Annotated in this window: 12 protein-coding genes; 10 read left to right on the plus strand and 2 right to left on the minus strand. The window is 46.4% G+C overall.

Annotation, left to right across the window (positions count from 1 at the left end):
- The first annotated feature begins 102 nt into the window (after window positions 1–102).
- From ACXAFQ_RS05920 to ACXAFQ_RS05945, 6 genes are all read left to right on the plus strand, one after another.
- A complete protein-coding gene (locus tag ACXAFQ_RS05920) occupies window positions 103–1,761 on the plus strand; it encodes a ribulokinase (protein ID WP_474818762.1) in 1,659 nt (552 codons plus the stop codon).
- The gene (locus ACXAFQ_RS05925; RefSeq protein WP_474818763.1) at window positions 1,758–2,450 is read left to right on the plus strand and encodes an L-ribulose-5-phosphate 4-epimerase; all 693 of its coding nucleotides are present in this window, start codon (window positions 1,758–1,760) and stop codon (window positions 2,448–2,450) included. Before ACXAFQ_RS05920 ends, ACXAFQ_RS05925 begins: the two co-directional genes overlap by 4 nt.
- A gap of 31 nt (window positions 2,451–2,481) precedes the next feature.
- Window positions 2,482–3,981 (plus strand): L-arabinose isomerase, encoded by a 1,500-nt coding sequence (gene araA / locus ACXAFQ_RS05930; RefSeq protein WP_474818764.1) that lies wholly within the window; start codon window positions 2,482–2,484, stop codon window positions 3,979–3,981.
- A gap of 136 nt (window positions 3,982–4,117) precedes the next feature.
- Window positions 4,118–4,702 carry a beta-phosphoglucomutase family hydrolase gene (locus ACXAFQ_RS05935; RefSeq protein ID WP_474818765.1) on the plus strand — a complete coding sequence of 195 codons (585 nt, stop codon included), beginning with the start codon at window positions 4,118–4,120 and terminating at the stop codon, window positions 4,700–4,702.
- Window positions 4,703–4,792: 90 nt separating this feature from the next.
- Window positions 4,793–5,992, plus strand: coding sequence for an aldose epimerase family protein (locus ACXAFQ_RS05940; RefSeq protein ID WP_474818766.1), 1,200 nt, complete (start codon window positions 4,793–4,795; stop codon window positions 5,990–5,992).
- 6 nt (window positions 5,993–5,998) lie between these two features.
- Window positions 5,999–7,927 carry a family 43 glycosylhydrolase gene (locus ACXAFQ_RS05945; RefSeq protein ID WP_474818767.1) on the plus strand — a complete coding sequence of 643 codons (1,929 nt, stop codon included), beginning with the start codon at window positions 5,999–6,001 and terminating at the stop codon, window positions 7,925–7,927.
- A gap of 147 nt (window positions 7,928–8,074) precedes the next feature.
- On the opposite strand, the gene ACXAFQ_RS05950 is transcribed toward ACXAFQ_RS05945, so the two are convergent.
- Together ACXAFQ_RS05950 and ACXAFQ_RS05955 are read right to left on the minus strand one after the other, a co-directional pair.
- Complete coding sequence (locus tag ACXAFQ_RS05950; RefSeq protein WP_474818768.1) at window positions 8,075–9,613, minus strand: alpha-N-arabinofuranosidase; 1,539 nt, start codon at window positions 9,611–9,613, stop codon at window positions 8,075–8,077.
- A 1-nt stretch (window position 9,614) separates the two neighbouring features.
- A complete protein-coding gene (locus ACXAFQ_RS05955; protein WP_474818769.1) occupies window positions 9,615–10,580 on the minus strand; it encodes a glycoside hydrolase family 43 protein in 966 nt (321 codons plus the stop codon).
- 325 nt (window positions 10,581–10,905) lie between these two features.
- On the opposite strand from ACXAFQ_RS05955, the gene ACXAFQ_RS05960 reads away from it, so the two are divergent.
- From ACXAFQ_RS05960 to ACXAFQ_RS05975, 4 genes are all read left to right on the plus strand, one after another.
- Entirely contained in the window at window positions 10,906–14,340 is a 3,435-nt protein-coding gene (locus ACXAFQ_RS05960) for a LamG-like jellyroll fold domain-containing protein (protein WP_474818770.1), read from the plus strand.
- A gap of 91 nt (window positions 14,341–14,431) precedes the next feature.
- Window positions 14,432–17,353: a TonB-dependent receptor gene (locus ACXAFQ_RS05965; protein WP_474818771.1), complete on the plus strand. Its 2,922-nt coding sequence runs from the start codon at window positions 14,432–14,434 to the stop codon at window positions 17,351–17,353.
- 572 nt (window positions 17,354–17,925) lie between these two features.
- Entirely contained in the window at window positions 17,926–20,724 is a 2,799-nt protein-coding gene (locus tag ACXAFQ_RS05970) for a TonB-dependent receptor (RefSeq protein WP_474818772.1), read from the plus strand.
- Window positions 20,725–21,162: 438 nt separating this feature from the next.
- Window positions 21,163–23,832 carry a TonB-dependent receptor gene (locus ACXAFQ_RS05975; protein ID WP_474818773.1) on the plus strand — a complete coding sequence of 890 codons (2,670 nt, stop codon included), beginning with the start codon at window positions 21,163–21,165 and terminating at the stop codon, window positions 23,830–23,832.
- Window positions 23,833–23,900: the final 68 nt, after the last annotated feature.

Below are 23,900 nucleotides of genomic sequence, written 5' to 3' on the forward strand. Positions count from 1 at the left end.
TTAATATTATTTTTATATTACCTTTACAACCTGACATTGTTGATATTATCATACAAATAAATGAAATGACTATCGATGTTAACAAATAGTTGAAAGGTATTTATGTCTCGTTACACGTTGGGATTGGATTACGGCTCAGACTCGGTTCGTGCATTGCTCGTTGATGTAAAAACCGGTGCCGAATTGGCCAGTCATTTAATAAACTATCCGCGTTGGGCTGAAGGGCGATTCTGCGAACCGTCCGAGGATCAATATCGTCAGCATCCACAAGATTATATAGATAGCCTTGTTGCCGTTGTACGCGGCTTATGGGAACTCGTACCTGCTGGAACAGCAGATAAAGTAATTGGCATGAGCTTTGACACGACTGGCTCTACGCCAGTGGCAGTGAATAAACACGGCGTCCCCTTAGCGCTGACAGAAGAGTTCAGTGAAAACCCGAATGCTATGTTTGTGCTATGGAAAGATCATACGGCAATTCAAGAGGCTCGTGAGATTACCCAGGCTGCTACTGAAAATGCTATCAACTACCTCTCTCACATGGGGGGCATTTATTCTTCAGAGTGGTATTGGGCCAAAGCACTGCATATTTTCCGCAAAGATGCAGCGGTGAAAGCCGCTACCTATGCGTGGGTTGAGCATTGTGATTGGATGACTGCGCTGATGTGTGGCACTACACATCCTGACCAGCTGGTACTCGGCCGCTGCGCATCCGGGCACAAAATGATGTGGAATGAAGCGTGGAATGGTTTCCCTCCGAACGATTTTTTCACCAGCATCGATCCGTTGCTAGATGGCTTAGTGAATCACATCAATCCCGCTACCCAGTCAAGCGATAAAGTGGCCGGAAGCTTAGTTTCAGAGTGGGCCGAAAAGTTAGGTTTGCCAGCGGGTATTGCGGTCGGATTTGGTGCTTTTGATTGCCACATGGGGGCTGTTGCAGCAAATGTCCGCCAAGGTGTTCTTACAAAAGTAATGGGAACGTCTACCTGTGATATCACTGTGACATCTAAAGCGCACCTTGGTGATACCTGTGTCAGAGGTATTTGCGGTCAGGTGGATGGCTCAGTCATCCCAGACATGATTGGTCTCGAGGCTGGTCAGTCTGCATTTGGCGATCTTTATGCCTGGTTTAAAAACGTTGTGTTATGGCCAACTCGCCAGCTTGTTTCGGAACTGACTGAGAGAGGGCAACTTGAGCTGGTTCAAAAAATTGAAGACAGCGCTCTGATCCGCCTCTCCGAAGCGGCAGCAGCATTGTCGGTAAAATCGACAGATATAACTGCGCTCGACTGGGTTAACGGCAGGCGTACGCCAGATGCTGATCAAGGTGTTTCTATGGCCATTGCCGGAATCAAAATGGGAACCGGCGCGCCGCAATTATTTAAAGCATTGGTAGAAGCGACAGCATTCGGCGCCAGAGCGATTACCGAACGGTTCCGTGAAGAAGGGGTGCCAATCGAATCGGTTGTAGTAATTGGCGGTATCTCAAAGAAATCTGATTATGTTATGCAAACCTGCGCAGACATTTGGAACTGTCCTATCGACGTACTCGAAAGCGAGCAGAGTTGCGCACTCGGTGCTGCCATTATGGCCGCTGTGGCAGCGGGTGAATATCAGACTGTAGAAGCCGCACAGAAAGTGATGGCATCGCCGGTATGTAAACAGTATCTGCCTAACCCGGAACGTTCTGAGATTTACGACGAACTTTACAGTAAGTACCAGACTTTAGGTGCACATGTAGACGGAGGAAAAATATGAGTTACAAGGAACTTAAACGCGAGGTTTTTGAGGCGAATATGGAGCTTCAACGCCGAAACCTTGTGATATATACCTTCGGCAACGTGTCTCAGGTTGACAGAGACAAAGGCGTTGTAGCCATCAAGCCTAGTGGTGTGGCTTATGAAGATATGAAGCCGGAAGATATTGTTGTCGTGGACCTGGAGAACAATATTGTTGAAGGCTCAATGCGGCCTTCATCTGATACAAAAACCCATACGCACTTGTACCGCGCTTTTGAAAGCATAGGTGGTGTTACCCATACCCACAGTACCTATGCCACAGCATGGGCACAGGCAAAGCAGAGCATTCCCTGTTTAGGTACTACCCATGCCGATTACGTATATGGCGATATTACCTGTACCCGAGAGCTTACCGACGAGCAGGTGAATGGAGATTATGAGGAAGAGACCGGTGTGCAGATCACCGATGCTTACAAAGACAGAAATCCTGCCGAAGCGCCAATGGTAATTGTAGCTGGCCATGCGCCTTTTACGTGGGGAAAGAGCGCCGCACAGTCTGTGTATCATGCGGCGTTATTAGAAGAAATTGCCAGAATGGCCTATTTAACGCGTACGCTCGATCAGAATGCTGCACCGTTAAAGCGCGCTGTGATGGATAAACACTATTTACGCAAACACGGTAAAAATGCCTATTACGGCCAAAGCTAATTAGTACCGTGACGATAGAGAGGATTTAAATATGACGACGATAACGAAAGAAGTTTGGTTTGTCACAGGTTCTCAACACCTGTATGGGCCAAAAGTATTAGAAAACGTTGCAGCAAACAGCCAAGCCATTGTTGCCGGTTTAAATGAGTGCGGCAAGCTGCCGGTAAATATGGTTTTCAAACCTACCGTAAAATCACCGGAAGAAATCCATGCGGTGTGTCAACAAGCCAATGCGAATGCTGACTGTGTCGGTTTAGTATTATGGATGCACACGTTTTCTCCAGCAAAAATGTGGATAGCCGGATTAAGTGAATTAAGAAAACCCTGGCTACACTTACATACCCAGTTTAATGCCGCCCTGCCGTGGGACGACATTAATATGAACTACATGAACACGCACCAAAGTGCACACGGTGACCGGGAATTTGGGTTTATTGGCACACGCATGCGAAAAGACCGAAAAGTTGTAGTTGGACACTGGCAGCGTCCGGAAGTGCAGGACCAGATTGATGATTGGTGTCGCGCTGCGCTAGGTTGGGCTGAAAGTCAAAGCCTGAAAGTTGCACGCTTTGGTGACAACATGCGCCAGGTGGCGGTAACTGAAGGCGACAAAGTTGCAGCACAAATCCAATTTGGTTATGAAGTGCATGCTCACGGGTTAGGTGAGTTATCTGATGTAGTAAACGCCGTTTCCGATGCTGATATTGCAACACAGTTAGATCTATATCATCAGGAATACGTGATTTCAGATGCAACGTGGAAAGACACTTATAACGTTGACATGCTGAAAAACGAGGCTCGTCTTGAATTAGGTATGCAGCGTTTTCTTGATGGTGGCAACTACAAAGCACTTACTAACTGCTTCGAAAACTTATCAGGGCTAACTGGGTTACCGGGTTTGGCAACTCAACGCCTGATGGCCAAAGGCTATGGCTATGGTGGCGAAGGCGACTGGAAAACCTCAGCGATGGTTCGCATCATGAAAGTAATGGGGCAGGGTCGTGAAGGTGGTTGTTCGTTCATGGAAGACTACACCTATAATTTTGGTGCAAAAGATCAGGCGCTAGGTGCTCACATGTTAGAGGTTTGCCCATCAATAGCTTCAGCCAAGCCTCGCCTGGAAGTTCACCGTCATACTATTGGTGTTAAATGTGATGTTGGTCGCTTATTGTTTGAAGCCAAACAGGGCCCGGCGATTAATGTATCACCAATTGATATGGGTAACAGGTTCCGTATTCTGATCAATGAAGTTGATACGGTTAAGCAGCCTGCAGAAACGCCTCATTTGCCAGTTGCTTCAGCGCTGTGGGAGCCTAAGCCGAATCTGTCAGTTGCAGCTGCGGCGTGGATTCATGCAGGAGGTGCGCACCACACTGCATACAGCCAGGCGGTTACTACAGATATAATTATCGATTATGCAGAAATGGCTGGCGTAGAAACTGTCGTCATCGACAGTGATACGACGATTCGTTCGTTCAAGTCTGAGTTACGTTCAAATGCAGCATACTATATGCTTAAGCAAGGAATCTAACTGAAGGGACTTCTGCTCTACTTTGTACTGCAATATAGCAGCAGTAAAGTTGCTTTACTTTTTGAAACTGACGCCATGTGCGTCAGTTTCTTTTTCCGGCATCCGAATCTGTCTGTGAAATAATTGAGGATCTAAAATGGTAAATTTAAGCGCTTACGAGGGCATAGTGTTTGATATGGATGGCACGCTTATCGATTCCATGGGGGCACATATGGAGGCGTGGCGAATGACCTGTGAAGAGTTTGGTATTCCGTTCGATTTAAAATATATGTACGGACTAGGCGGTGTACCCACGCGTAAAACTGTAGAGATCCTGAATGATAAATACGGACTAGCACATAGTCCGGATATGGTTGCATTGCACAAGCGTAAAGTTTGGGAATCCATGGATTTAATGCCAGAAATCATTGCTGAAACCGTTGATATTTTTCATCACTACCGCCCTGACTTGAAGATCGGTATCGGAACTGGCTCAGAGAGAAATCACGCGCTTCATTTGCTGGAACATCATGGTTTATTAGATAAATTAGATGCACTGGTAACGGCGACAGATGTGACACATGGGAAGCCGCATCCTGAAACATTTTTGAAAGTGGCTGAGCTAATGGACGTTGCACCTGAAAAATGTGTTGTTTTTGAAGACACCGAGATTGGTTTTGAAGCCGCGCAGCGTGCGGGAATGGATTGTATCTTGGTAAAAGACGGTAGAGTCCAAATTTAACATTTTTTTAAACGAAATCGGAATCACCCCTTGCTTTACTTATGCTATTTGTAATATAAAAGTATAAAATTAGTTAGGGAACTGTATTTCATGTCTGTATCCGAATATCAACATAAAACCATTTCTTCTTTTTCTCAGGGCAGTTTTAAAACCAGCGTGAAAATGGCCGTGTTGTTCATGACCAGCCTGGTACTAAGCCCTTCACAGGCACAGGAAGTCAAAAACGTGAATAATCAACCTTCTGCTAGTTCAAGTTATTACGGGGCGATGCCAGACAGCACGCCGGTCTATAGGGTTACGTTAAAAAACAGCAACGGCGTGGAGGTCGATGTTATAAGCTACGGCGGCACCATCACCCGTTTACTTACACCAGATAAGAAAGGTCAATTAGGCAATATCGTGCTGGGGTTCGACAAACTGGAAGACTATTTGTCCGCTGGTTATTACTTTGGTGCCATTATCGGCCGGTATGGTAACCGTATTGCAGAAGGTAAGTTCACTCTGAACGGCACAGAATACCAATTAGCAACCAACGATGGTGATAATCATCTTCATGGCGGCGTACAGGGTTTCGATAAGAAGGTGTGGCAGATGGCTCCCTTTGTCACTGAAAATAGTGCCGGGGTTGTGCTAACGCTCACAAGTCCTGATGGTGACCAGGGTTACCCGGGAAAACTAGACACGCAGGTGACATACACACTGACCAACAGCAATACGCTGGATATGGCATTCACTGCAACCACTGATAAGCCAACTATTGCGAACTTTACTCAGCATTCTTATTTTAATCTGCAGGGTAAAGGCGACATTCTTGATCATAAACTGCAAATTAACGGCGACAGATACACGCCGGTTGATGGCGGCCTAATCCCTACCGGTGAAGTCGTATCTGTAAAGGGAACCCCGTTTGATTTCACACAGCCTAAAGCGATTGGAAAAGACATTGACGCTAAAGATAAACAGCTGTCTCTTGGTCAGGGCTTCGATCATAATTTCGTGATTAAAGACGCGCCCAGCGATGATTTAATAGAGGCAGCAAATGTCTATGAGCCTAAAACCGGTCGTACTCTTACCGTGTACACCGTTGAGCCCGCTGTACAGTTTTACTCAGGCAACTTCCTTGATGGCAGCACTCAGCAGGAAGGCATGAGCCATACACTGCGTTCCGGCTTCTGCCTTGAGCCTCAGCACAACCCTGATTCACCGAATCAACCTGATTTTGCCAGCACTGTACTCAACCCGGGTGAAGTATACTCCACACGCATTGTTTATGAGTTTGGTACGAAGTAGAAGGGAATGAGTGATTCAATGAAATCTATGAAGTTAAAAACGCTTGCGGCGTCATTGCTGGTGGCTTTTGGTTTGACTGCATGCTCATCGACGCCGGCTACGCCGACCGGTGAAACTGCAGATAAAAGTGATATTCGAAAAAGTGGTACGTTCACAAATCCACTTTTCCCTAATGGTGCGGATCCGTGGTTGGAATACTGGGATGGTAATTACTACCTTACTACTACAACCTGGACGTCTGAATTAGTGATGCGCAAGTCACCGACACTTGCTGGTCTAGCCGATGCAAAGCCGGTGAATGTGTGGTCGGCTACCGAGTCTGATCGGTGCTGTAACTTTTGGGCTTTTGAGTTCCACCGTCTTAAAGGACCAGAAGGCTATCGCTGGTACATGATGTACACCGCAGGCAGAGACGGTACGCTGGACTTTCAGCATTTGAACGTGCTGGAAAGCGCCGGCGATGATCCGATGGGACCATACCAGTATAAAGGCGCGCTGATGCCCGATGTGTGGAATATCGACGGCAATTACCTTGAATACAAAGGAAAATTGTATGTGATTTATTCGCAATGGCGCGGTGATCAGCAAATGAACATCATTGCTGAAATGGAAAACCCGTGGACGCTCAAGGCTGACCAGCCTCACACAGTGCTTACCCGGCCTGAACTGGACTGGGAAATCAGCGGACGCAAGGTAACTGAAGGCGCTGAAATTCTGCAGCACGATGGTCGTACATTTATGACTTACTCTGCCAGCTTCTGTAATACCCCGGATTACAAACTGGGTATGCTTGAGCTGGTTGGTGATGATCCGATGGATGCCGCAGCATGGAAGAAATTTGATGATCCGGTATTTGTGCGCACAGATAAGGTCTTCGGTCCCGGCCACAATGGCTTTTTCACCTCTCCGGATGGCGGGGAAGACTGGCTGGTTTATCACGGTAATGATTCCGTGGAGCATGGTTGCTCAGCAACCCGCTCTTTGCGGGCGCAAAAATTTGAGTGGCAACAGGACGGATTACCGGATTTCGGTGAACCGTTAACCCCGGGAGTCGTTGTGCCACCTCCTTCCGGAGAAAACGGTCCGTTGGTAACAAGAGTACAGGGACAGCGCTATCAGTTAGTTAATGCAACGAGCGATTTGTGTCTGGATATTTCTTCTGGTCCGCAAGACAACCGAGCGGTGCAGCGTCAGTGTGCAGCAACTAACGGACAATGGATCCTGGATGCCACTTCTGATGGCTTTGTGCGCCTTGCCAACCGTGAAGACAGTAAATTCCTTGAAGTGGCGAACTGCAGTACCAGTGAGAATGCCCGTGTGCAATCGGCTGCGTGGCGGAATAACTTCTGTCAGGAGTTTAAAGTAGAGAGCGGTATCGACGGCAATGTCACATTGACGAACCGTTACTCTGGTAAGCCTCTTGCGGTGGCTGGATGTTCTGCTTCAGAAAATCAGGCGGTACTTCAACAAAACGAAGACAGTGCCTGTTCACAATGGCAGCTCCGGCCAACTGGTGATGTAGTGATCCTGAGTGAGCAAAGCGGTAAAGCGTTGTCTGTTCACAATGATGCACTGTCGGATGGTGCGAATGTAGAGCAGCGGGGCTTCGATAAGACACCTGCGCAATACTGGCAGTTTGTGCCCACAGATACCGGCTACGTTAGTTTAAAAACGGCAGGAAACGATTCGCTGTGCATTGGTACAGATGACAATGCCGTCGTGCCCGGCGCGAATTTGTCTATGGTGAGTTGTGGCGAGCCCACTGCACAGTGGCGTATTAGCCCTGCAGATGGCGGTGGTGTGATGTTATTTAACCGATATACCAAACAAGCTATGGGCGTAAGTGACTGCGGGTTAGCCGAGGGGACCAATATAGCCCAGCAACCTGATTTAGGCACAAAGTGCCAAGTGTTTCATTTGCGTGAGCCGCAATAGAGCCTTAAACGTATTGTCGCAGTTTTTTCGTTGAAGAGAGGGTATCCGATTGTAGGGCGGTACCTTCTCTTTTTTATGGCCGTAAAAGAGCAAAAAACGGGCTGGTGAATACACACCAGCCCGTTTTTATTTGGTTATGCTGTTTAATCAGTTTAACGTCAGTACCACCACTGATTTCGCCGGAAGCACCAACTTATCAGCCCTTGCTTTGAATGGCTCAGGCTCTAAGCTATGTTGATCGTCGAAAGTGTTTTTTGCGGTAATGATATCAGCGGTGAGAATACTGCCGGACAAGGTTTTATTTACCTTACCATCAAGGTTCAGATCAATGTCGGCATCTTCCGTCGGGTCCATATTAACCAAAGCTAAATACACATGGCCATCCGTGCCTATTGCCAGTGAACCTGTTACAGCCGGTAAATCTTCCCCGTTCATTGAATAGCGCGATGTATCCAGTTTGAAAGGAATGGATGTGGCGTCCTGAAACACCGTATACATGCCATAAACATGATAGGTGGGTGTTTTCACCATCTTCGCGCCATCCGTTAAGATCATCGCTTGTAATACGTTTACCATCTGCGCGATATTCGTCATATGAACACGTCTGGCGTATTCGTGGAATAGATTCAGGTTTACTGCTGTTACCACAGCATCACGAAGCGTATTTTGCTGATACAGGAAACCGGGCTCCCGCCCTTCTTCAGCGTCGTACCACGTACCCCATTCATCCACATAAAAGCCCAGCTTACCGTCAGGATCATTCTTATCCATGATGTCGATATTATTCTTCAGGTAAGTTTCCATCCGATAAGTGCGCTCCATGGTTTTAAACCACATGGCGTTATCGAACTCGGTAGCATGCCCTTTTTTCTGCCAGTCACTGGTGGGAAGGGTGTAGAAGTGGTAACTGATACCATCCATATTACGGTCGATGTTTGCACTCAGAACGTCTGTCCATTCCGTATTATCTGTGTCACCACCGCTACCCACCAGGAGAGGCCTCTTGCCCTTAGGGGTTTTGATAAACGTGGCGTACTGACGATACAGGTTTACATAGTAATCAGGGTCCATGTGACCACCACAACCCCATGATTCATTGCCAATGCCGAAGTATTTAATGTCCCAGGGTTCTTCGCGTCCGTTAGCGCGTCGCTCATTGGCCAGGGTAGAGTTTTTATCAGACGTCATGTATTCAACCCATTCCGCCATTTCCTGCACGGTACCACTACCCAGATTCCCGTTAATGTAGACATCTGCACCAATGAGTTCAGCTAAATCGAAGAATTCGTGAGTACCCACAGCATTGGTTTCTTCAACGCCACCCCAGTGCGTGTTAACTTTTACCGGGCGTTCATCTTTGGGGCCAATCCCTTCGCGCCAATGGTATTCATCGGCGAAACAGCCTCCTGGCCAGCGGATCAGCGGTACTTTGATGTCTTTCAGGGCCCCGACAACATCATTCCGGAACCCTTTTGTGTTTGGGATTTCCGAGTCTTCACCGACCCACAACCCTTCGTAAATTCCGTGCCCGAGATGCTCGGCAAACTGGCCGTAAATATCTTTATTAATGACAGCACCACGGTCTTGAAGGTTCGCGCTGATTGTTACTTCATGGTTGGCAGCCGATGCGTTACCCGCCAATATCGACGCAGTTAATAGTGAAATTTTCAGTAGTTTACGTTGCATATTAATCTTCCTTGGTTGATCGAGTAACGCCTTCTGTTGTCATAATGACCCGTTGCAGCGAGCCATCTTTATTGTAGTGAAGAGGATCCACTGCAACTGAGCGGCGGAACCGTCCGCCACTTGGCTTATCGCCTTTCGGAGGCAAAGCACCGGTGTGATAAATGAAATAATCCTGGCCCTTAAATTCAATAATAGACTGGTGATTTGTTTCGGTATTGCCCGCGACTTCATTCAAAATGCCCTTATACTCCCACGGACCGTGAATACTTTTACTCATCGCATAGCAAATCTTTTCCGGAAACTCGCAAGCGTAGGAAAAGTAGTAGTTATCGCCTTTTTTATGAACCCAGGAAGCTTCTGTATAATTTGGGACATCAATGACTTTTATCTCACCATCCAGTTCCAGCAAGTTGTCTGATAACTTGACGTATTTCGGTACCAGATTGCCGAAGAACATGTAGGTGTCGCCATTTTCTTCAACATAAATTGCAGGGTCGATATCATCCCAGTCATTCGGCGTCTGTTTGGTCATATCATCTGTGACAAGGGCATGACCGATGGCGTCCTTAAAGGGGCCTGTCGGAGAGTCTGATACCGCTACCCCAATAGCAAAACCGGGTTTGTCGTCTTTGTGACGGACGGTGGTGAAAAAGTAAAATTTGCCATCCTTTTCAATCATATGTGACGCCCAGGCATCGCCTTTCGCCCAGCTGAAATCAGTGGCTTTCATAATGGGACCATGTGACTTCCAGTTCACCATATCGGTGGAAGAATAGGCTAGCCAATCGTGCATTTCGAAGAAGACATCGTTGTTGGGCGCCTCATCGTGGCCCGTGTAGAGATATACCGTACCATCATGCACCATGGCTGCCGGATCGGCAGTGAACACATCGGTAATAATCGGATTCTGTGCGAACACTTGCCCGCTTAAAAGCAAAGCCGCTGAAGATAACAATACACGTTTCATGTAAATTCCTTGTTGTGACCTGAATTCACCATGCCAAATTTTTAACAACACATGGTGTGGCACTGGTTAAATAGTAAGGTTCTGATATTACGTTGATATTCTGACATTTCCCCAAGTCTGGCCGCCAATCAAAACATCTGATTATTAGAACTAATGTAAAAAAATTGTTTAATAGTATTGTAATATTAATGTAGAAGATGTAAATATTTTAAAAATACTATTGTATTACTTTATTGCGATGTTGGTCACTTTACTTTGCCATTCGTCGTATGACAACGCTCTTTATCGTAAAGAGCATAATAATAAATCCTGAGGGAAAACGAGAATGAAACCTAGATCGGCGCTCATCGTGAGCAGCATCCTCTGTGTCACAGGGTGTGGCGGTTCAGGGGGAGATAGCACTCCCCCTGAAACCATCACGGTAGTTGACAACCAAACGTTGGCTAATCCCACGACTTCAATTGCCGATAGCAGTGGATATATGGATATCGGCGTACACGACCCGTCTGTTGTAAAGGTAGATGGTACTTACTACATATTCGGTTCGCATCTGGCAGCCGCGAAAACAACAGATCTACAAACGTGGGAATATATTTCGTCATTAAGCGCCAATAATTTGGTGGATGAATCTCCGTTATTTAATACTTATTCCACGGAGTTTGCGGAAGGTATCGCCTGGACCGATGATTTCACCGGCAGTTGGGCATCTGATGTTATACAAGCCCCAGATGGTGAGTTTTGGTTTTATTATAATCACTGCGCACAGGACAACCCTGACACGCCTGAACGTGACGAGGTTTGCTGGCACCGCTCGTATCTCGGCCTGGCAACGTCCGACTCTGTCGAAGGCCCTTACGTGGATAGAGGCGTTTTCCTGAGATCTGGGTATCGCGATGAAGCAGAGCTAGCCGCCTACCCCGTTGACGGTGTGGAAAGCTATAATCCGTCTGTGCATCCCAATGCAATAGACCCGGCAGCGTTTTATGACAAAGACAATAATCTGTGGATGGTGTACGGCTCTTACTCCGGCGGTATTTTTGTATTAGCGATGGATGAGCAAACAGGTATGCCGGAAGCCGGGCAAGGTTACGGTAAACACCTTGTGGGCGGCAACTATAACGCCATTGAAGGTGCATTTGTCATCTACAGCCCCGACAGCGATTATTATTATTTGTTCTGGTCAAATGCGGGATTTGCAGCCGGTGACGGTTATAACATCCGTGTTGCCCGCTCAAGAACGCCAGACGGCCCTTACCTGGATGCGGCAGGTAATGATATGACCGGTGCGACTGTTGCTAACAATTACGGTAACAAACTCCTAGGTAGTCATCTGTGGTCGTCGGCCTTCGGTGAGACTTCTAGTCAGTACGGTTATAATGCGCCGGGCCACAATTCAGCTTTATATGATGAGGAGTTGGATAAATATCTGCTGTTCACCCACACCCGTTTTCCTGATGAGGAAGGTCGCTACGACAATCCGGAGGCGCATGCCGTGCGGGTGCATGAGATGTGGATTAACAACGACGATTGGTTGGTCGTTTCGCCACATCGCTACGCGCCAGTTGACGGAGAGAATGTCACTGATGCAGAGGATGTTGCAGGTGATTACCGTCTTATCCTGCAAAGCAATGATAGCAATGGCGATGAACACGAGTCTGTTTACGTTACCTTAAATTCGCAAGGGCGCAGTATTCAGGGGCAGCTGACCGGTACATATAAACTATACAGTGACGAACCGTCGCGGGTCCGCCTTACCATCGATGATGACACGGTTTATGAAGGCGTCGCCAAGTGGCAGTGGAACGTGGAAGATGCCCGTTTTGAAGTTGTCATCTCTGCATTAAGCGGTGCCGGTGAGAGTTTACTGGCAGCGAAACTGCCTGAGCAGTCTGTTGCTGACGTGGTTGATGACATCAGTAACGCCATTGATGTTGCATTTGCTAATCCGGCAAACCCTGATGCCATGCTGGAGGTGAAAAACGACCTGTCTTTGCAAAGCACTGGTGCACGGGGAGCTGTTATCTCCTGGGAGTCCAGCCACCCGCAATTTATATCTGCTTCAGGTGCAGTCACCCGGCCTAACGTGGATGAGGGCGATCAGGTCGTTACGCTTACAGCCAACGTTGATATCAATGGACAAACGCTGTCTGTAACAAAAGACGTCAAAGTGATTGCCCGTTCTACGTACAACCGCACAGCATGGTACTCCTTCGAGGACAGCCTCGATGACTCACTGATGAATTATGACGATGCGCAGTCTGTTACGGACGTCAATTCGTTCACCAGTGCCAGTGCTGTATTCTCGGATGGTGCACAGGGTCGTGCCGTTAACCTGGATGGTTCGTACGGCATATTATTGCCGGACAACCTCATTGACAGTTATCAGTACACAGTCTCTTTCTGGCTGAATACCGCACAAACGCAGTTCTTTAGCCCTGCTTTTTTCGCGGCAAATCAAACCGATCGCTGGATCAGCTTCCTGCCTGTTAGCTGGAATGCAGAGCTTATGGTCTGGGCTAACTACGTGGATGATGAAGGGGCTGTCAGCTGGTTTGACGGACTCTCGGGCGTTGCCTTCCCGCTTAATGAATGGCATCACGTGGCATTCTCGGTAGACCAGGGCTTCGTCAGCATTTTCTATGATGGCACGCTGGTGGGAACAGCGTCGTCTGTCAGGGATATTTTTACTGTACGGCCTGAAGGCGCAATCATCTCCCTTGGTCTTAACTTCTGGGATGTCCCCCTGAATGCTCAATATGATGAATTGAAAATTTATGACGAAGCATTGTCTGCAGCTGAAATCTCAGCGCTGGATGTTGAGCAGTTACCGGCAGAAGCACTGGTGAATATTGCTCAGGCAGATTTGGATCTTGGCAATCTGGACTTCGTTATCACCGATATTGCACTGCCACATACCGGACCGTTTGCTTCGGCGTTGAATTGGGAATCAAGTAATACTGCGGTTATCGATCCTGCTACCGGAAAAGTTACCCGTCCGGCCCGTGGTGAAGCGGATGCAGAAGTGACCCTGACTGCGACAATTTCTCTGGCTGGTCAGTCGGTGACGAAGTCTTTCGTAGCCAATGTCATTTCAAACACCCCTCCTGAAGCCATTGCGCGCTTTAGTTTCGAGGAGAACCTCGAAGACGCGCAAGGCAACTTTGCTGCCGGCGAAGAAGCCACTAAAACTGCAGACGCGCCCCTTATCGTTCCAGCAGATACGTCGCTGACTTATCAGGCTGGTGTAGTCGGCTTGGCTGCGGAGTTCAAAGGTGATCAGGGACCGGGCGTCAAGTTACCAGATGGTCTTATTTCAGACTACAGCTATGCAGTATCGATGTGGTTGAACCCTGCCTCGTTAAACCAGTTTACGACTACGTTCTTTGGCTATGCTGCGTCGAACAGCTGGATAAGTTTAGTACCGTTTGGTCCAGGCTCCGGTGACACCATGGTGTGGTCTGGAGAACAATGGTTCGATGGCACATTAAACGCGCAAATACCGACAGGTAGCTGGACACATATCGTTTTTGTCGTCAACGAAGGCACCTTTTACGGATACATCAACGGTGAACTGGTCAGCGAATTGGAAAATTTTCCTGACGTGTTTACAGCATCCGGAGCTAATTCGGGCTTTTCGCTGGCCACGAATTTGTTCCCCTGGGATGCAAACTTTTCAGGCTTGATGGATGAGTTGGTTATCTACGACGACCCGCTGTCTGCAGACGATGTACAGGCGCTGTTTACTGAAGGCAGCAACTAAGAAACGGGTGAGGCCGGGAGAATGCTCTCCCGGTCAAAGGACAACAAGATAAGACCCGAAAAAAAGGGTACAGAGAATCCGGGAGAAAACCATGTTTAAACCCACTTTTTTAAGCACAGCCGTGGCTGCATCTTTAATGACGCTCACCCCTGCTGCTATTGCACAGCAAAATGAACAAACAGAAAATAGTGAAGAGGATGCTGTAGAAGTCATTCAGGTCTCCGGTATTCGCGGATCACTGGCAAAAAGCCTAGATATTAAGCGGGAAAAAATTGAAGTAGTCGATTCAATCGTTGCCGAAGATATCGGTAAGTTTCCTGACAACAATGTAATAGAGGCATTACAGCGAGTACCCGGCGTACAGGTAACTAACCGGGATCGGGGTGAAGTAGGTACGTTGTCAATTCGCGGCTTAACCGATATCACTACTACAGTGAACGGGCGACAAATGTATATCTCCACAGGCCGCTTTTATACGATGGCTGATACACCGGCTTCGCTGATTAACCGGGTTGATGTGTACAAAGCGCGCTCGGCAGACAAAGTGCCTAGCGGTATTGCCGGTCAGGTTGATGTAATAACCAACCGCCCCTTCAATTTCGAAGGGAGTAAGTTCGCCTTTGCGGGACGCGGAATATACTCTGATCAGGAAGGTACCGTTGATCCGAACCTGAGTGTGATGCTCAGCAACAACTGGGACACTGATTACGGTAAATTTGGAGCGCTGGTAAATGTAGCTTATGCACGCACAAACTGGCGTGACCAGGGTATTACCGCTGGTGCCGTGTTTCCGTATTTTACCGCAAGTCCTGAAGGAGAGGGACTAGACCGGTTTGGGAATAGTGGTGAGTTCCCTGCATACGAGCGAATCAATTCGGCTTATTGGGATCCGGGCTTAGAAAACGGGCTGCCGTTTGCCAGTGGCTCTACCCTGAATACCAATGGCTACGAAAATGATTATATCTTGTCCAGAGATGCTATTTTTGCCTCCGATTTATCCGGTAAACGGGAGCGACCTGCGCTGAATCTGTCGTTTCAGTGGGCGCCTGACGATTACTCAAGTTATGTGTTCGAGGTGTTCTATAACGGCTATCGTGAGCGGGTAAGAAACAGTCTGTTTTTTGCCTATCCCGATTCTGCTTATAACGTAAATTTCAATGACGATATTGTCTTTTATGAGGGTACAAATATCGTGAAAGAGCGCACTGTCTATGATGGTGACCCCCGCTATGGTGTATGGGAGACTGACTTTAACAGTACGGACGTTGATGAACGCCAAACAGACACCCTGATGTTTGCTTTCGGTGGAGAATGGTCTCTTACCGAAGAATTCACACTATCTGCAGAAATAGTGTCGCAAAAGAGCGTGTTCACCTCAGACTTTTTTGCGGTTCGACTGTTGCACGATTACTACGCAATGACTGCCGACTTCAACACCGGTGAGGGAATTGCCGGCTTAACCTTCCATGATAACCCTGCGACCGGCGAAATAGATGAATCTGACCTTTACGACCCGCGTTTATATTCGATGGGGCCTGCGTGGGACAATGGTTCTCGCGATGAAGGTACGTCGAATGCGCTGTATGTGGATGCAGAGTGGCTTACTGATTTCGCTGGAATAATGGAGGTAGATTTTGGTTTGCTGTATGAAAAACGAGAGTTAAGTAACGAAAGTCGCGCAGCAAATGTGATCGTTAATCAATATGATATTCCGATGACAGATATGCCAGAAGAATTTCTCGACAGAACCGAAAACTTCTTTGATGGCCGGGCAGAGTTTCCTGATGGCTGGTTGATTGGGAATGTTGACTACATGGTTGATAACGTAGATTACTTTAGGGAGCTTTACGGTTTTACCGATGAAAACGGTCAGCCTGTAGATGATTACCTAACCGGTGGCGCATCGCTGATCTTACGGCCTACATTTGAAGCCGACGAAACTACACTCGATTTATATGTGCAGGCGAAATATGAATACGATGTTCCTGGCGGTTTCCTCGATGGCGCCATCGGTGTGCGTTATACCGATGCCAGCACGCCTTATAGCTTTGTTCGTGTAGACACCGTTAATCAGATTGTTGAGCAGGACAGCGGTGAGAATGAAAGTAGCGAAGTGCTTCCTACATTCCTCGCCCGCTATAATTTTTGGGATGACTACATGCTTCGTTTCTCATACACAGAAACAATGCGTCGTCCGGACTTTGGGTCACTTAACCCTTATACCACGTACACCAAAGGTGTGACTTCAGTTGGTACGGGAACGGCTTCATCAGGCAACCCTGCACTTGCGCCGGTCATCTCAACAAACCTGGATATTTCGCTGGAATACTATTTTGGCGAGGGCAACGCTATTTATGCTACCTGGTTTAAACGTGACATCGACGGCCTTGTGGTAAATTCCCGCTCTGAGGTGTATTACGATTACCCGGACGACACTGATGAAAATGGTGAAGAAATTGGCGAGTTGCTGCATATTCTTACCCAACCGGCTAATTCAGCGAACGGCAGCTTAGAGGGTATGGAGCTTGGCCTGGTCTATTTCCCGGATGATCTGCCTGCATGGCTACAAGGAGCAGGTATTCAGGCTAGCTATACAACATTAGATTCGTCTCAGGATTTGCCAATTTTCGACTTAGAAGATCCGACCAACCCAGATCCTATTGACTATGAAACGGTAGAAATGTTTGGTGTCTCTGACGAATCATTAAGTGTTGTTCTGGCGTACGAAAGGGAAAAATTCAGTACTCGTTTGTCCTACGTATGGCGGGATGCCTTCCGATACGATAACGAAGCGGCTATCTTTGCGAACCCATTGGCGCGCTATCGTGCTCCGGAACAAAGCTTAGATTTCCAGCTTTCGTACAATGTGAACGATAACCTGGTGCTGACATTCGATGCTACCAATCTTACTGACGAGGTATTTCAGGCATATTATCAATATCCTGATATTTATAACTTCTCGAGTGGGATTTACAGTCGCACTTATGCACTGGGAATGAGGTATCAACTTTAATATCAGTTTTTTCACAGTTTTACTGAAGCCCGGTCAAACCGGGCTTTTTTAATCTGAAATTTTATTACATTTCTTGAACATAGTTTCGTACTCCGGAAGTTCATTTGAATACCATAGTAAGGATACGAGGCCTGCAAAGCATTCATTTTATACGAAATGTACTATTGTAGTATTTAATTGAAGGGGTTCTGCCGAAATACCGGTAAAAATGAAGTAAATTGGCGGATAATCTTTTGAAATAAAGCAACAAGTCAAGCATAAAATTTCCCGAATCTTTGCGATAGATCATCGCTATTACACTGAAAAAAAGCCAAATTTCTTGGTGCATACGCATAATGCAAACCAGATAATCGAATTTAAGCAGTCTAGCGCTGCATGTTTATAAATCGTTAAATTAATCCTGTTGACAGAAAATATATCATACAATAGTATCAAAAGGGGGTAACAAATCTTTAACAGGGAAAATGGTCTGCCAGAACTGCTACCCGACGTGCTGATTGCCTCAGTAATGTGCCTTTTTTTTGGATATCGCGGACCATTTTAGCGACATCTCAACCGGAGTACTTAACTAAATGTTTAACCGAACACACCTTGCCAGTGCTGTTTTATTTGCACTGTCATGCAATGCTGCAATTGCGCAGACAGCACCGTCCAATACATCAAATGATACTGGTAACCAATCTGATGACGTTGAAGTAATTGAAGTTTCAGGTGTTCGGGCCAGTTTAAGTAAAGCGATAAATATCAAAAGAAATAACGTTCAAATTGTCGATGCTATTGTGGCTGAAGATATTGGTAAGTTTCCGGATAACAACGTAGTTGAAGCATTACAGCGTGTAACGGGTGTTCAGGTTACCGACCGTGGCGCTGGGGAAGTCAATACTGTAACGATACGCGGCCTGAACGATGTTACAACGACAGTGAATGGCCGCAACGTGTTTACAGCTTCTGGTCGAATGGTTGCTCTCGCCGATATTCCGGCAGCTTTGTTGCGTAATGTCAGTGTTTATAAAACGCGTTCAGCATCGCAAATAGGTAGCGGTATTGCCGGCCAGATTGATGTAGAAACACAAAGACCGTTTAATTTTGACGATAAAACATTTGTATTTGCAGGTCGTGCTGTTCATCAGGAACAAGCTGACAAAACTGATCCACAAATTAGTATGTTGGCATCTGACCGTTGGGATGTGGGTGATAAAGGGGAATTGGGTGCGTTGTTAAACGTTGCATACACCCGCACTAATTTCAGAGACCAAAGCATCACGGCTGGTGCAATGTTACCTTTCACAACCTCTTCACCTTCAGGTACGATGTTAGGCGGCACAGAATATGGTCCTCTTCAACGTATTTACCCTGCAGAATGTTCGCCTGAATGCTGGTCTCCCGGACTGGATGCCGGACTGTCTTTTGCTCCCGGTTCAACACTTAATCTGAACGGTACTGACGCTGAGTATTATTTGAGCCGCGATGCGATATTTGCATCCGATTTTACCGGCAAGCGTGAACGTCCAGCTGTTAATCTTTCCTTGCAATATGCGCCAAATAGCGATTCCACCTATACGTTCGAAGCGTTTTATAACGGTTATGAACAGGAATCTTTTAACTCGTTATTTTTCCAATTTGTAGACTGGTGGGGTAACGTAGATCCGAATGATCCGGTCACGCTTATCGATGGCACAAACATTATCCAATCCAGATATGTGAATGAGGCTTTTAACTTTACGTCTGGCGACGTGTCGAAAGCAAAGACAGATACTTACCTTTTCGCTCTAGGTGGTGAATGGCAGATTACGGATTTTCTAAAAATCGAGTCTGAGGTCTACTATCAAACATCCGAATATACGACAGAGTTTTTTGCGCTTCGTGGCACAACGGTGCAGCCTCGCGTTTTCATGGACGTTAATGACGGTAGCGGAATCCCATCATTGGAATACCCGGAAACAGATCCTGCAGATGCATCTCTTTACTCTGTCGGTGAGGCTTACGATAACGCTTCGGCGTCAGAAGGTGATGCGATTACTTGGACACTAGACGGTGAGTACCTCCTTGATAGCGACATCTTTACGAAAGTCAGTTTCGGAAGCTTTATCGACCGCAGAACTGCCAAAGAAGGGGCTTACGATTATGTAGGTTCTGCAATAGGCGGGTTGCTCACCGATTATGATGAGAATTTGCAGTACACAAATAGTAACTTCTTTGACGGTAATGCTAACTTTCCTTCATCATGGGTTTCTGCAGATGGTTATTACGCATTCAATAATCGTGAACAGTATCGCGAACTAGCCGAACTGCCGACAAACCCTGAAGTTTTCTATAACTTCGATATTGAGGAAACAACTATTTCTCTTTACGGGCAGGTAGATTTCAATACTGAAATTGCTGGGCGCGTTTTAGACGGACAATTTGGTCTCCGTTATGAAATGAATGATGCAGACATGACCTTCTTTACTGAAGATAGCAGTCTTCCTCCGCAGAGCTTCGCTGAGCGAAGTGATAACACACTCTTGCCAAGCTTAGTACTGCGTTATGAACTGGCTGAAGATGTCATGTTACGTGCTGCGTACACCGAAACAATTCGCCGGCCGGAAATGTCGCAACTTAATTCGTACGTCAGATACTTCCCTGATGTTACTGACATTGGTTATGGCACAGCGACAGGTGGTAATCCGAATCTTAAGCCTGTCGAGTCCACTAATATCGACTTTTCATTAGAGTGGTATTTTGCGCCGGAGAGCTCTCTGTATGCGACTTATTTCACCCGTGACATCGAAGGTTTTGTTTACGATTCTGTCGTTGCACAAGACTATCAGGGACCAACAGATGATGAGCCATACACCTATATTGTTAGCCTGCCGGATAATACTTCAAATGGTAAATTGGATGGTTGGGAGTTCGGAGCAATATACTTCCCGGATTATTTACCAGGTTTATTAGACGGACTGGGTGTTCAGGCGAGTTATACTTTGCTTGATTCCAGCCAGGATATTCCCATTTTTGATCGTGAAACCGGTGAGCTCAATGGGTACAGCAACCAACCAATCTTTGGTGTATCAGATAGTTCTTATTCAGCTGTACTTGTTTACGACAATAGTAAGCTAAGCATGAGGCTGTCATACGTATGGCGGGATGACTTCCTGAATAATTACGAAGCGCGTTTATTTGCTAATCCTTTAGGAGTGTATCGCAAACCTGAACGTTCAATGGACTTTCAGCTGACCTACGATGTAACTGAAAACTTCACTGTGACATTCGACGCAACAAACCTGACCGAAGAGATCTACCAAAGTTACTATCAGTATCCTGATACCCATAATTTTGGCAGCTCCTTATATAGTCGTACGTTCGCATTAGGAGCACGCTTCAAGATTTGATATTGAAGTGCAACAATTTAAATAAGCGACTGTTAGGGGTCGCTTATTTTTTAATAATGATTTGATTTCTCTTTTTTCACGACCCCCATCAACAAAACTTCAAACACCACGTTGTATTCGTTTACATAATCTTAATGAATGGATGCTAGACGCAATATGTTTTGAGCTATCTTTGTAAGCACAAATCAAAATATCGTTTCAAATTGCAATTAACTGCTTGAAAGTTATGTACATTTTTATTTCTCCTGATTTCTTAGCTTATACTAAAGTATTGTTAATGCAATGTTGACTATATTATTATCATACAATACTATCTAGGCTGTTTTTAAATCATTCATCGGCATAAAAACTGCGCCGAAACACACATTTGATAAAGCACCAGACCACTATGCAGGAATATATAGTGAATCGTGCACAGGACATACCCGGAGAATTTCTATGTTTAAGCGTGGCCAACTTGCTTCAGCCGTATTATTCGCACTGACCGCACAGCCTTTGCAGGCACAGGATAATGGTAGTGACAACAGTGACGACGATATTGAAGTTATTGATGTCCGCGGTGTTAAAGCCAGTCTTAATTCCGCCCAGACAATGAAAATGAGTGCCACAAATGTTTCAGACGTTATTGTGGCTCAGGATATCGGGAAACTACCGGATAATAGTGTGGCGGCTGCACTGCAGCGAGTCACGGGTGTACAGGTAGCAAGAACCAACGGCGAGGTTAATCAGGTACTGATACGTGGGTTACCAGATATAGTGACTACCATGAGTGGACGCAATATATTTACTACCACGGGCCGCTCGATCTCACTGGCCGATATTCCAGCAGACTTGGTGTATTCTGTCGACGTTAAAAAATCTATCAGTGCGGCTGATATCGAAGGTGGCATCGCAGGCAGTATTGATATTCAGCTAAGACGCCCTTTCGACTTTGACGATGGCTTCTCAGCAGCGGGGAATCTACGCTATGAATACAGTGATGAAGCAGCTTCGTGGAATCCCGTTGGCAGTGTCACAATTAATAATAATTGGGAAAATGGAAGTGGTAAATTTGGCGCGATGCTGAGTGTTTCACATCAGGATCGTGATTTTCAGGATCAGGTGAATTTCGTTACTGCGCCTTTCATATTGCCAGACTCAGTTGTGAATAATTCTAATTCTGCGCCACTGAATGTGGCCGGAGAACCAGCCATGGCACCTAACGTAATTGGCGGATATTTCCGTTACGGTGACAGAGTCCGGGATTCATTTAATGCTTCTTTCCAATGGGAACCGAACGCAAACAGTTCTTACTATATCGATATATTCGGCGTGAACTATGAGCAGAATAGTCAGCTTAATTTTTGGGTGCCATTACCCAGTTGGGGAGGTTGGGGCAATGGTTATGTTGAGTCGTATAAAGAAGGCTCGAATGTAGCACAGTCGGTAGTGCGTCCGGATGCACCAGGCACAATTACCAGTAATCAGTCTTTCTTCAACGAGTCAGATACCTATCAATTCGCTCTAGGAGGCAAATGGTATTTCGATAATGTGACTATTGAATCCGATCTTGCCTATACCGATACAGAAGCTAATAGCCGTGGATTCATTCTGGATCTGGCCTTCTTTGCAGACACTATTATTTATGATTTTGATAAAAATGGTGCTGGTATTTCAGATGTTCAGATTTTGGATGCCAATGGTCAACCTTACGATATGACTGATTTAAGTCAGTATAACTTATGGACCTACTTCGATTCTCGGGGTCACCAGGAAGGAGATGCTATAGATTGGACGCTTGATGCAAACATCGGATTAGATTCGTGGATTCATTCTGTCGATATGGGATTGAGAGTCAACGAACGCTCGGCATTTAATCAGGAAGCTGATACGGCAGGGCGCGGTAACATTTCGGGCCGAAATATTTCACTAACGGAATTTCCAGGAATGGAGGATTACTCTCCATCCGGTTATATGAGTGACGTAACCAGCTTGAATAATACTCAATGGCTTACTCCCAGCGCTAGTTATATTATGGAAAACCGTGCAGACATTCGCGAAGCAATGGGGTATTCCCGCGAAGAACCAGAATTTCTTCCGGCTCGCTATTATGATAATACCGAAAAAAATTATGCTATTTACGCGCAAGCTAATTTCACTCAAGAATTCAATGACATGATTCTTGATGGGCAGGCCGGCGTCCGAGTTGTTCGTCTAGAATCCGAATTAAACGGTAATAGCATCACAGATGGCGTGGTTTCGCCTGTCACTGTTGATACGAGTGCTACAGAAGTTTTACCTGCGGTAAATATGCGCTTGCAGATGACCGACGAAGTGTATTTGCGTGCAGCTTACGGTAAAACGATTAAACGACCTAACTTCGCAGATCTAAATCCTAGCGCTTCGTACTTCCTGCCTACGGAAACCGGCTCAATTGGATATGGTAATGGCGGTAACCCTGAACTAAGTGCTGTAGAGTCTCAAAACTATGACCTGGCTGCAGAATGGTATTTTGGTGAAGCCAGTTCTCTTACCGGGACAATTTTTTACCGCGACATCGATGGATATGTGAAATACGTTGCCAATGAAGAAGTTGTTGATGGCCGTGATTTTGCTATAACTCGACCTGTGAATTCTGGCGCAGGCTCCCTTGAGGGCGTTGAATTAGCTTATACACAGTTTTTTGAAAACCTTCCGGATATCCTGGACGGTCTCGGCGTACAGTTGAATGCTACGTTCATGGACCATGAAGCCGAAAATGCGGACGGGGTTATGGAGCCATTGCCGAATGTTTCTGACCGCTCATATAACGCAATCTTGATGTATGAGCGTGATGGTCTCAATATGCGTCTGGCTTATAACTGGCGAAGTGAGTGGTATGGAAGCTTTAATGAGGTGGGCGATCAACCAGGAAGTTCAGTGGTACATGACCCTATCAGTTCGCTTGATTTTTCCATTAATTACGACGTTAACGAGAGACTAACGGTAAGTTTCGATGGCACAAACCTTACCGACGATGTTGCAAATGACTATTTTGGCGGTGGTTCTGCGGATGATGCAAGGCTTTATCCGCGCGACACCTACATTCGCGACCGAACGTTTGCGGTGGGTGTCCGCTACAGAATGTGATTTCCCTGTAACTTAAAATGTTAAATCCATGATATTGTAATCTCTACAGCGGGATGATTTACTGAGTA

The organism is Alteromonas sp. ABH2_165, assembly GCF_056159945.1.

Bases quoted from the DNA above. Each gene is read 5' to 3' on its own strand.
- ACXAFQ_RS05920 (WP_474818762.1), top strand. From the start codon at position 103: ATGTCTCGTTACACGTTGGGATTGGATTACGGCTCAGACTCGGTTCGT.
- ACXAFQ_RS05925 (WP_474818763.1), top strand. From the start codon at position 1,758: ATGAGTTACAAGGAACTTAAACGCGAGGTTTTTGAGGCGAATATGGAG.
- araA (WP_474818764.1), top strand. From the start codon at position 2,482: ATGACGACGATAACGAAAGAAGTTTGGTTTGTCACAGGTTCTCAACAC.
- ACXAFQ_RS05935 (WP_474818765.1), top strand. From the start codon at position 4,118: ATGGTAAATTTAAGCGCTTACGAGGGCATAGTGTTTGATATGGATGGC.
- ACXAFQ_RS05940 (WP_474818766.1), top strand. From the start codon at position 4,793: ATGTCTGTATCCGAATATCAACATAAAACCATTTCTTCTTTTTCTCAG.
- ACXAFQ_RS05945 (WP_474818767.1), top strand. From the start codon at position 5,999: ATGAGTGATTCAATGAAATCTATGAAGTTAAAAACGCTTGCGGCGTCA.
- ACXAFQ_RS05950 (WP_474818768.1), bottom strand. From the start codon at position 9,613: ATGCAACGTAAACTACTGAAAATTTCACTATTAACTGCGTCGATATTG.
- ACXAFQ_RS05955 (WP_474818769.1), bottom strand. From the start codon at position 10,580: ATGAAACGTGTATTGTTATCTTCAGCGGCTTTGCTTTTAAGCGGGCAA.
- ACXAFQ_RS05960 (WP_474818770.1), top strand. From the start codon at position 10,906: ATGAAACCTAGATCGGCGCTCATCGTGAGCAGCATCCTCTGTGTCACA.
- ACXAFQ_RS05965 (WP_474818771.1), top strand. From the start codon at position 14,432: ATGTTTAAACCCACTTTTTTAAGCACAGCCGTGGCTGCATCTTTAATG.
- ACXAFQ_RS05970 (WP_474818772.1), top strand. From the start codon at position 17,926: ATGTTTAACCGAACACACCTTGCCAGTGCTGTTTTATTTGCACTGTCA.
- ACXAFQ_RS05975 (WP_474818773.1), top strand. From the start codon at position 21,163: ATGTTTAAGCGTGGCCAACTTGCTTCAGCCGTATTATTCGCACTGACC.